The 9,187-nt window shown below is 43.9% G+C and carries 5 protein-coding genes and 1 tRNA gene; 1 reads left to right on the top strand and 5 read right to left on the bottom strand.

Annotated features, from left to right (window positions below; translation table 11 throughout):
* The 4 genes from H524_RS16785 to H524_RS0111160 all read right to left on the bottom strand — a co-directional run.
* Positions 1 to 3,286: ribonuclease R family protein (locus H524_RS16785; RefSeq protein ID WP_052339076.1), on the bottom strand; the 3,286-nt coding region annotated here is incomplete at its 3' end.
* 356 nt (positions 3,287 to 3,642) lie between these two features.
* Positions 3,643 to 5,043 (bottom strand): radical SAM family heme chaperone HemW, encoded by a 1,401-nt coding sequence (gene hemW / locus H524_RS15590; RefSeq protein ID WP_084281766.1) that lies wholly within the window; start codon positions 5,041 to 5,043, stop codon positions 3,643 to 3,645.
* A gap of 136 nt (positions 5,044 to 5,179) precedes the next feature.
* On the bottom strand, positions 5,180 to 5,791 hold the full coding sequence (rdgB, locus tag H524_RS0111155; protein WP_027940269.1) for an RdgB/HAM1 family non-canonical purine NTP pyrophosphatase: 612 nt from the start codon (positions 5,789 to 5,791) through the stop codon (positions 5,180 to 5,182).
* Between the two features lie 451 nt (positions 5,792 to 6,242).
* Entirely contained in the window at positions 6,243 to 7,676 is a 1,434-nt protein-coding gene (locus tag H524_RS0111160; protein ID WP_027940270.1) for an FAD-dependent oxidoreductase, read from the bottom strand.
* Between the two features lie 523 nt (positions 7,677 to 8,199).
* On the opposite strand from H524_RS0111160, the gene H524_RS15595 reads away from it, so the two are divergent.
* Complete coding sequence (locus H524_RS15595; protein ID WP_044122161.1) at positions 8,200 to 8,802, top strand: HAD family hydrolase; 603 nt, start codon at positions 8,200 to 8,202, stop codon at positions 8,800 to 8,802.
* Between the two features lie 293 nt (positions 8,803 to 9,095).
* Here the strand turns inward: H524_RS15595 and H524_RS0111175 are convergent.
* Positions 9,096 to 9,171, bottom strand: a tRNA-Phe gene (locus H524_RS0111175).
* Positions 9,172 to 9,187: the final 16 nt, after the last annotated feature.

Consider the following 9,187-nt stretch of genomic DNA (forward strand, 5'->3'; position numbering starts at 1 on the left):
TTGCAGTAGTAGCCTTTGCCTTAGTGGCGGTGGTCTTTGCTGCAGTTGCCTTAGTGGCGGTGGCCTTTGCTGCAGTTGCCTTAGTGGCGGTGGCCTTGGTTGTAGTTGCCTTAGTTGCAGTGGTGGCCTTGGCCTTTGAGGCTGTGGCCTTGCTCTTGGCTGCTTCTACCTTAGCTGTTGCTTTAGCAACTGATGACTTTGAGACTGTCTGCTTCTTTTCAGGCTTGACGGCATCAACCATTTCCTGGAGAGCCTTGTCGACTTTCTTGGCACTTGGGCGAGTCTTAACCTTAACAGTGACCTTGGTTTCACCCTCGATCTCGTGTTCTAAGACGGCCTCTGGGATAGCCTCTTTAGCCTTAGCATTAGAGCGTGACTTGCTAGCAGTAGACTTAGTGGCCTTGGTGCTTTCCTTAGTCTCAGTACTCTTAGTGCTCTTCTTGGTAGACTTTGCAGTCTTTGGAGCTGGAGCAATATCCGCATCAATACGAGAGGCAGTATCGACTAAGAGCTCATCGATATCATCCTTAGCTTTCTTTTTGGCCTTAGATGCACTCTTGGACTCGAGTTCAATCACCTCAGTAGATTGAGCGCTCTTACTCTTGCGCTTTACCTTGATAACAGCGGTGGAGTCATCTTCACTCTTAGTAGTTTTGCTCTTGGCTTTAGCTGTTGCCTTAGGAGCGGCTTTTGCCTTAGCAGCACGGGCTTTCTTTTCCTCTTCACCGGCAATTTCGGCAGCTTCAGCTGCTGCATCTAAAAGATGAGTGTCCTCACCTAAGATAGCCTCTACAGACTTGCTTAAGTCTAAGTTATTTGCCAGTGAATAAGTGATGTGCTCACGAACTACACCATCACCCTCTTTAGCTTGAACACCACGAGAGATATCACCAAGGCGACCAAAGAGTTCATCCTTAGAGTCATTGTTGATCTCAAGCTTCTTAGAGGCGGTTGCCTTAAGACGTTCTTGTTGCTCCTTAAGATCAAAACGAGCATCACTCTTACGCATCTGAGTAACAGGTACTAAAGTGATGAAGCGATACAGTGAGTTAACCTCAGCAACGCGAACCTTAATCTGATCACCGACAGAATACTTAGATTTCTGATCAACGAAGATGGTCTGAGTATTTGCATCGATTCTCATTAAGCTGCGAGATGAGAGCATACCGTCAATGAAGAAATCATTTAAAGTAACAAATGCACCATTGCTCATAACTGTAGATATGGTACCGTCGACAACTTCACCAATGAAGTTCTTTACGTACTCGCACTTAAGTGAGTTATCTACATCATACTCAGCATCAGAAGATGCAATCTCGCGCTCTGAACAACGCATACCTAAGTTAACTAAGGCATCGTGAGTGTAGCGTTGTGAACCAATCTTGCCCCACTCGCGCTTCTGCTGCTTTTCTAAGATGTACTTAATTACACGGTGGATCTGCAGATCAGGATAGCGACGAATTGGAGAGGTAAAGTGAGCGTAGTTCTCTAATGCCAAACCAAAGTGACCCACGTTTTCTGGTGAGTACTTGGCCTTAGACATAGCACGCAGAAGCTGCAGCGAAATCACCTGATGAATACCATCAGATAACTTCATCACTTGATTAGAGACATCTCTAAAGTCTAATGGAGTTGGCTCATACTGATGACGCAGATCAATACCATAGCGAGAAAGAATAGTTCTAAGCTTATCGAGCTTCTCTGGAGTTGGTTTCTCGTGGATACGGTATAAGGTCTCATACTTATACTTACCCACGAAGCTAGCGGCGCAGATATTAGCAGCGATCATGCACTCTTCGATGAGCTTATGAGCTTCATTGCGATAATCAGGCTCTATGCCCTTAACCTTCCAACGCTCGTTGAACAGGAAATGCACCTCAGTGCTTTCAAACTCGAATACACCGCGCTTATCACGAGCTCTATCAAAGGCCTGATACAGCTCATAAAGATCTTTAATCCATGGAATACACTTCTCGTGCTCTGGATCAATGGCACGATCTTCGGTGATCATGGCATGAGCCTCGGTATAAGTCAGTCGAGCATGAGAGTTCATTACCGCTGGATAGAACTCGTAATCACCAATCTTACCGTCCTTATCAACCACCATTTCGCAAACCATACACAGACGGTCAACGTTTGGATTTAAAGAACAGATGCCATTGGATAGCTCCTTAGGCAGCATTGGAATTACATAGAATGGGAAATAGACAGAAGTAGTACGCTCTAAAGCCTCGGCATCGATAGCAGATCCGGTACGTACATAGTAAGACACGTCAGCAATAGCTACGTATAGGCGGAACTTATCGCCCTCTTTCTTACAGTACACAGCATCATCAAAGTCACGAGCATCTTCACTATCAATGGTGACTAAAGGTAAATCTCTTAAGTCAACACGACCTTTGATCTCGTTCTTTTGCACTACCTCAGGAATATTCTTAATAGAGTGCTTAACGGTATCTGGCCAAGTGCTTGGAATATTGTGGTCAAGCACAGCCTTGCAGATGAAAGTATGTAAAGAGCCAGTGCCATGCACGACTTCGCGTGGACGAATTATTAAGACATTTGGGCTCTTACGTGCCACGATCTCAGTAATTACTAAGTCACCAATACTAAATGGCACGCCATCTTTAGTTGTATCAATATGATAGGCGTTAGCGATACCACGCTCTCTAAAGTAGATCATATTGTTTTCAGATGCTTCGCCAATGAGCATCTTACGCATGGTAACAATAGATTGTACGTAGGCGGTGTTTAAGAAAGTGTTGATTACAACACGTACTTTATCGCCTGGAATCACCACAAACTTACTAAAGAGTGGGTAAACGCCGCCCTCATCGGTGAAACGTAATTCGCTAGTGGTGAGGTTTGATGGCTGTTGTGAAGGAGCGCAGCTAACCATGCCCTCAGCTACTCGCTTAAAGCCTGATGAGACAAAGCCTGCACCCTCACCTACATACTCAAGGGCACCCTCATCAATGAGCTCTTGTAAGGTATCGATGTAGTCTTGAACGGTGAAATCCTGAGTTGGGCCTTCAAAGCCTACAGAAGAGAGCGAGAAGCCAAGCATGATAAGGTTGCCGTTAGAGACAAAATCTTCAATACGGCCATGCTTAGTCGCAGCGCACACGTAAAGCGCAGTTTTGAAATCTGTCTTGATATCGCCCTTTGGTGCACGATCAAAGTTTAAAAGCTCAGAAAACACTTGAACTGCCTGCGGGCGCTTCACTTCATGAGCAATTGCAGCTGCTGCAGTTTGCAGCTCGCTTTTACCGTAGTTTTTTGCCATAAGATTATCCTCAATTCGCAAAGCAGAAAATGCAGTCGTCAAACCGTGTTTTTGCTTCAAACCATCACACCAATCAGTATCTTGGTGTAGTAGAGCCTATTAAGCTAACATACCACATGATCAATCGTAGATACCTAAATATGCAACAAAAAGCTCACTAGAATAAAGTCAAGTTAAGCACTAATGCTCTGATAAACACTAAGAATATAAACTTGCTACCTAAGGCTTTTTAGCACATGAAAGTACAGTGGCTGTGCTTGGTTATGCAAGCGCACTCAAGCACTAATGAGATAGTTCTTAGCATAGCACCAAAACACGCTCGCACACCGCTTTTGCGCTACTTTAGGCAAAAACTTTTAGAGAAATTCTGCAATAGCTTCATTGACCATGATTTTGCCCTCATCAGTTAAGGCAAAACTTAAGTCAGATTCAAGCTTAATCAGTCCCTTTTTAGCCATAGATTCAAGCTGTGGTCTAAGCGTAGTTAAAGACTGCCCAGTATGCAGTAAATACTCATCTGCACTAACAGGCTCAATGCACATTCTTAAGCGATTGAGCATAAACTCAAAAGGAACTTCCTCATCAGATACAACCGTGTATTCGTTAGTGCCTAAGTTAGGCCCCATATCTGCTTTGACGCATGCATCAAAGTACTCAAGATAATTTTCTGAGTTAGCAGATCGTCTAATCTCATATGGATTAATGGAATCAAGATTATTGCAGTTAAGTGCAGTTACTATTTTGCTAAGCTCACTTACTGAACTAAATACACTGTGTGACTTACCTTGAGCATACTCATCTTTAAGCACGGTAATCTTTTGATGCGCTGCAGCACCAATACCTAAATAATCACCATAGAGCCAATAGTTTTGATTATGCAGGCAGCGCCACTTGCCACCAAGATTGTAGCCTGACACCTCATAATGCTCAAAGCCAGCCTTATCTAAAAGCTCAAAGCCCTCTTGCTCAATTGCATAGAGCACGTCCTCATCAGGCAAGATTGGAGGCTTCTTACCAAAGGCGGTATCTTCTTCAATGGTGAGCTCATACCAAGATAGATGAGTGCTCTCAAGCTCTAGAGCAATCTTAAGATCATCTAAAGATTGAGCTGCATCTTGCCTAGGCAAGCCATGCATTAAATCAAGATTGTAGTTTTCAAAACCTGCCTTAATGGCATTCTTGCACGCATCAATGGCCTCTTGTTTGTTATGAATACGACCAAGGCGCTTGAGCATAGCCTCATCAAAGCTTTGTACACCAATGCTAATGCGATTAAAGCCAGCAGCTTTAAGATCACAAAGACGCTTAAGATCAATGGTGCCTGGATTTGCCTCTAAAGAAATCTCCGCTCCATCTTGTAAATAAGGCCCTACCTCTTCAAGTAAACGATCAAAGTCTTTAGGCTCACACAAGCTTGGAGTACCGCCGCCGATATACAGCGAGATAAGCTTACGTCCGCCTAGAAGATGCACCTTGCTCTTAAACTCCTTAATGAGCATGTCGGTGTATTTACGGTCGCGCTCATCATCATTGCAAGAGGTGATGGAGGCAAAGTCACAGTATGGGCACTTATGTACACAAAATGGATAGTGCACATATAAAGAAACATCATGTCTTGAGAACAAGAACTCCTGTCTTTGCTTATAGTCCATTGCTAATGGCAAAGCAATTTTGTTAGAGCGCTCCACTGCAGCCTTTAAGTGATTAAAAAGCATAGTGCCGTGCTCGTTTAAAAGTTCATTTGCTGTTGCAAACATATGAAGTTCTCAAGCCAAGATAATTAAGGAGTGCCACTAAATACAAAAGGCAAGCGCTTAAGCTTGCCTATGCATGATACTAAGACCTTAGCAAAGTGAGCGCTCACCTTAGCTAAAGCCTTATGTAACAAAGTAATTACTTGATGTAGTGATTGCGACGCATCTCAGCGAGCAATAAAGCTACAGCACGAGCACGGTGAGAGATGGCGTGCTTAATCTGAGGTGGTATTTGTGCTGCAGTGCAACCGTTACGACCAGTCACCACAAACAGAGGATCATAACCAAAGCCGTTTTGACCCATAGGCTTTAAGCCAATCGAACCTTCCCACGCTGCGCCTACCACAATTGGTACAGGATCATCAGCATTCATCACAAAGGCTAAAGCCGCATAGAAGCGTGCAGTACGCTGTTCTACTGGCACATCCTTCATAAGTTCAAGTAACTTATCGTTATTGGCCTTGTCGTTACCATGCTCACCACAAAAACGAGCAGAGTTAATACCTGGAGCACCGCCTAATGCATCTACGCATAAACCAGAGTCATCGGCTAAGGCTGGCATCTTGGCAATAGCAGAAGCATGACGAGCCTTAATCAGCGCGTTTTCAACGAAGCTTTTACCAGTTTCATCAGCATCTGGAATTTTGAACTCCTTTTGAAGATGGAGCACGATACCCATAGGGCTTAACATTTCACCAAATTCACGGGCCTTTCCCATGTTGTTTGAGGAAAGAACAATATCTGTAACCATAGCTGAGCTCTGCATTTTTAGTTAAAACATTAAACAGCAATACCAATGCACCGAAAGCTAAGTAACATCGTTACCTAAGTTGTTTTTCGTGGGCAAGTTCTATGTCAGTGAATCTCATATTGTACTGTACTTATCAGCTTTGTACGTACTTTAGCATGCATAAAATCGCGTTGATGTGCTCAATGCTATCGCTCCCATAGCATCTCTACTACAGCCATAGCCTAAAGCTAAAGCCAAATGACTACCACCATCTTGTCTGTACTTTTGCATCCGCAGCTTGCTGCATGACCTCATGCTGTATGGCTTCATGCCTACTCAGCACATTGACTCATGTCCACTTGGTAGATTGATTCATGCCCACTTGGCGCATAGGTTAATTAAGACATAGGTTTTAGCTTGCAGAGCTATTATGCTAGTGCAGGCAAATCTTTACTTGCATCGCCGTCTGTATTTAGCTGCCTGCATTTTTGCGTATAAAGTTACGTGATACAGACTGGCAGGCGCTGCGAATGATTTCTTCATAAGATGGCTTGAACAGAGGCAATCTTGAGATCTCATCAATAGTAAGATTACCTGCCATGGCAATAGCAAGCTCATGGGCAATATGACCTGCATTGTGCAGACACATCTCGGCACCAAGGATTTGCTTAGTCTCTTCATCGCAGTAAATGCGCATAATGCCACCGTCATTTTTAGTAATACGATACATCCCCTCAGAGGCACGTACTTCACCTGCGATGAAATGACGACCGGTCTTGGCGCGAGCAACAACTTCCTCATAGCTCATGCCCACCATCGCCACCTCAGGATCGGTGTTCATGATGTTAACCTTGATTGGCTTTTTAGCGGTGCTCATATTTGGATAGTTAGCGGCATTAAAACCAGCAAGCTTACCTTGATAACGAGCAAAGTCGACCGTCATATTAAGATCAGTAACCTCGCCTGCAGCAAAGATGTGATCTACTGAAGTTTGCAAGGTATTTTGCTTAATATCGATACAGCCAAAACGATCTACCTTGATGCCTAAAGAGCGAATATTTAAGCCCTCAAGCTTTGGGCAACGAATGCTAGCACTAAGGATGGTTTCAACTGACAGATGGTTCTCATAATTCGTGTGGTCAAGATAGTAAATACTAAAACCACGTGAGGTCTTTTCAATGGCGGTAGTGTAAGTATTTAGCACGAGATCAAAGCGATCATTAAACTCATCGATGGTAGTGTGCATTACTGACTCATCAGTTAAGTCCCAAATACGATTAGAGCCAAAGACTACAGTCTTGACACCTAAATAAGACAAAGCTTGACCTATCTGCAAACCTTCGCGATTAGAGCCAAAGACCGCAATGGAATTTGGCAGATGGTCCATATCAAAAAAGTCGTTAGTGGTGTACACGCCGCTATCGGCACCATAACGCGATAACTCAAAAGGAATTACTGGAGCACTACCTGTAGAAATGACCGCACTTTTGAACCTCACTTGGAAGTTCTCATTGACCATAATGGTATGCTCATCGACAAAACGAGCCTTGCCAATGAGGCGGTTAGTCTCTGGGATACGGTAGATAAAAGACAGCACATCGCCTGTCTCTTTAGAGCGTGCGGCTCTTAAGTTATTGAGCACATGGTCAGTATTTAAGGAAATATCGACCTTAGATTTAGGAGATATACCGTAAGTGTCGAGCTCCATTAACGCATGACACTTCTTACCAGCTTCCATTAAGAAAGACACAGGGGTATCGCCGGTACGACGTGATGATGTTCCTAATGGACCTGACTCCACTAAGATACAGTTAGCTCCCGCCTCTGTTGCGGCTTTATAAGCTTCAATTCCTGCTGTTCCCGCTCCGATGATAACGGTATCGCACTCAAGAACAATCTCGCTCATAATCACTCAGCTCATGGATAAGCATATACTGCCTTACCATGCCCCTGCTCCATCTTAGTTATTGACCCTAATATTGCTTAGATTTTGCCATATTTCACCGCGATAAAGACAGTGCACAGCGCAAAACTATAGCTAATTGCCACAATTACATTGCACAAGTGAAGATAAAAGCCGCGCATCCTCCTGCATAAGATGTGGCAATTACCACATCTAAATAAGATAAAGGCTATATCCACCTTTGAAGATCTAAATGAGAAGAGCAATGGGCCCCAAATGGGGATACCAATGGAGAGCCAAATTGAAAGAGCAATGGGGCACAGATGTAAGACCAACGTGGCTCTAAATGGGGATCCAAATCGCGTTTGAGAATATCTAACTGTGCTAGGATTTTAAGGTTTGGAGCCTAAGCTTTGGTTTATAGAGTAACAGCGGTTTACAGCACTCATAATTAAATAGCTATTATGAAGTAGCCTGAGACTGTCTTGCTTAGGCTAGGTTTGTTCGATGTGCTCAAGGAGCCAGGATGTTTGTAGATTTTTCTAAGTACTCTGGATTCATCTTCGACTTAGATGGAACCTTAATTGATTCTATGCCTTATCACATTGGCGCATGGCAACAGGTCTGCCGAGAACATGGCTATGAGATCAGCGCAGACTTTATCTACGAACGTGGTGGCTTTTCCTCACGCAACATCGTTTTAGATATGAAAAAAGCAGGTCACGACGTTGGTGATGTCGATGCATTTGTGCGTCGCAAGATTGAACTCTACCGTCAGAACCTTGAAAAGGTACCGCTCTTTCCTAAGGTCTATCAAATCGCCTTAGATGCTAAAGCACGTGGCGCTAAAGTATGCATTGGTACCGGTACTCAGCGTATCAATGCACAAGATAGCGTACGTCAACACAATATGACTGATGTTGTTGATCTTATAGTTAGCTCCGATGACGTTCAAAAGCACAAGCCAGATCCACAGACCTATCTTAAGTGCATGGAGTTTATGGGCCTTACTCCAGAGCAGTGCCTGGTAATTGAAGATGGAATTCCTGGCATTAAAGCCGCAGCTGCAGCTCATATGGATTGTCTTATCGTGAACAATGACGAGTTTGTAGAGCTCGTTAAAGGCTAAAGAAATTTCCTAGCACCCTTCTACGCATGCCCTGCCAAGCAACTAATGCAGGGCATTGCATACGAGCTAAATAGACATACTCAATGGCCTATGGCCACTTGCATAAGTTAATCGCCCTCTTAGTATCTTTTAGCTATGTGGATGCGCCTAGGAGAGCTATGCTGTTGCGTAGCATGGCTAAAGATATAGGCAAGAAGTGATCGAATTGATGAGAGGATTTAAGGCGTGGGCGTGGCGGCATGTTGTATCTAGTGAGTAGATACAAAAAAAGCAGCTTAAAGCTGCCTAATTGATGGTGCCCAGACCTGGAATCGAACCAGGGACACAAGGATTTTCAATCCTTTGCTCTACCGACTGAGCTATCTGGGCATCGGTATATTGTTGC

Origin of the sequence: Anaerobiospirillum succiniciproducens DSM 6400, assembly GCF_000482845.1 — a bacterium.
GTDB classification, from domain to species: domain Bacteria; phylum Pseudomonadota; class Gammaproteobacteria; order Enterobacterales; family Succinivibrionaceae; genus Anaerobiospirillum; species Anaerobiospirillum succiniciproducens.

Excerpts from the sequence above, each read along its gene's own strand:
- hemW (WP_084281766.1), bottom strand. The coding sequence starts at position 5,043 with ATGTTTGCAACAGCAAATGAACTTTTAAACGAGCACGGCACTATGCTT.
- rdgB (WP_027940269.1), bottom strand. The coding sequence starts at position 5,791 with ATGGTTACAGATATTGTTCTTTCCTCAAACAACATGGGAAAGGCCCGT.
- H524_RS0111160 (WP_027940270.1), bottom strand. The coding sequence starts at position 7,676 with ATGAGCGAGATTGTTCTTGAGTGCGATACCGTTATCATCGGAGCGGGA.
- H524_RS15595 (WP_044122161.1), top strand. The coding sequence starts at position 8,200 with ATGTTTGTAGATTTTTCTAAGTACTCTGGATTCATCTTCGACTTAGAT.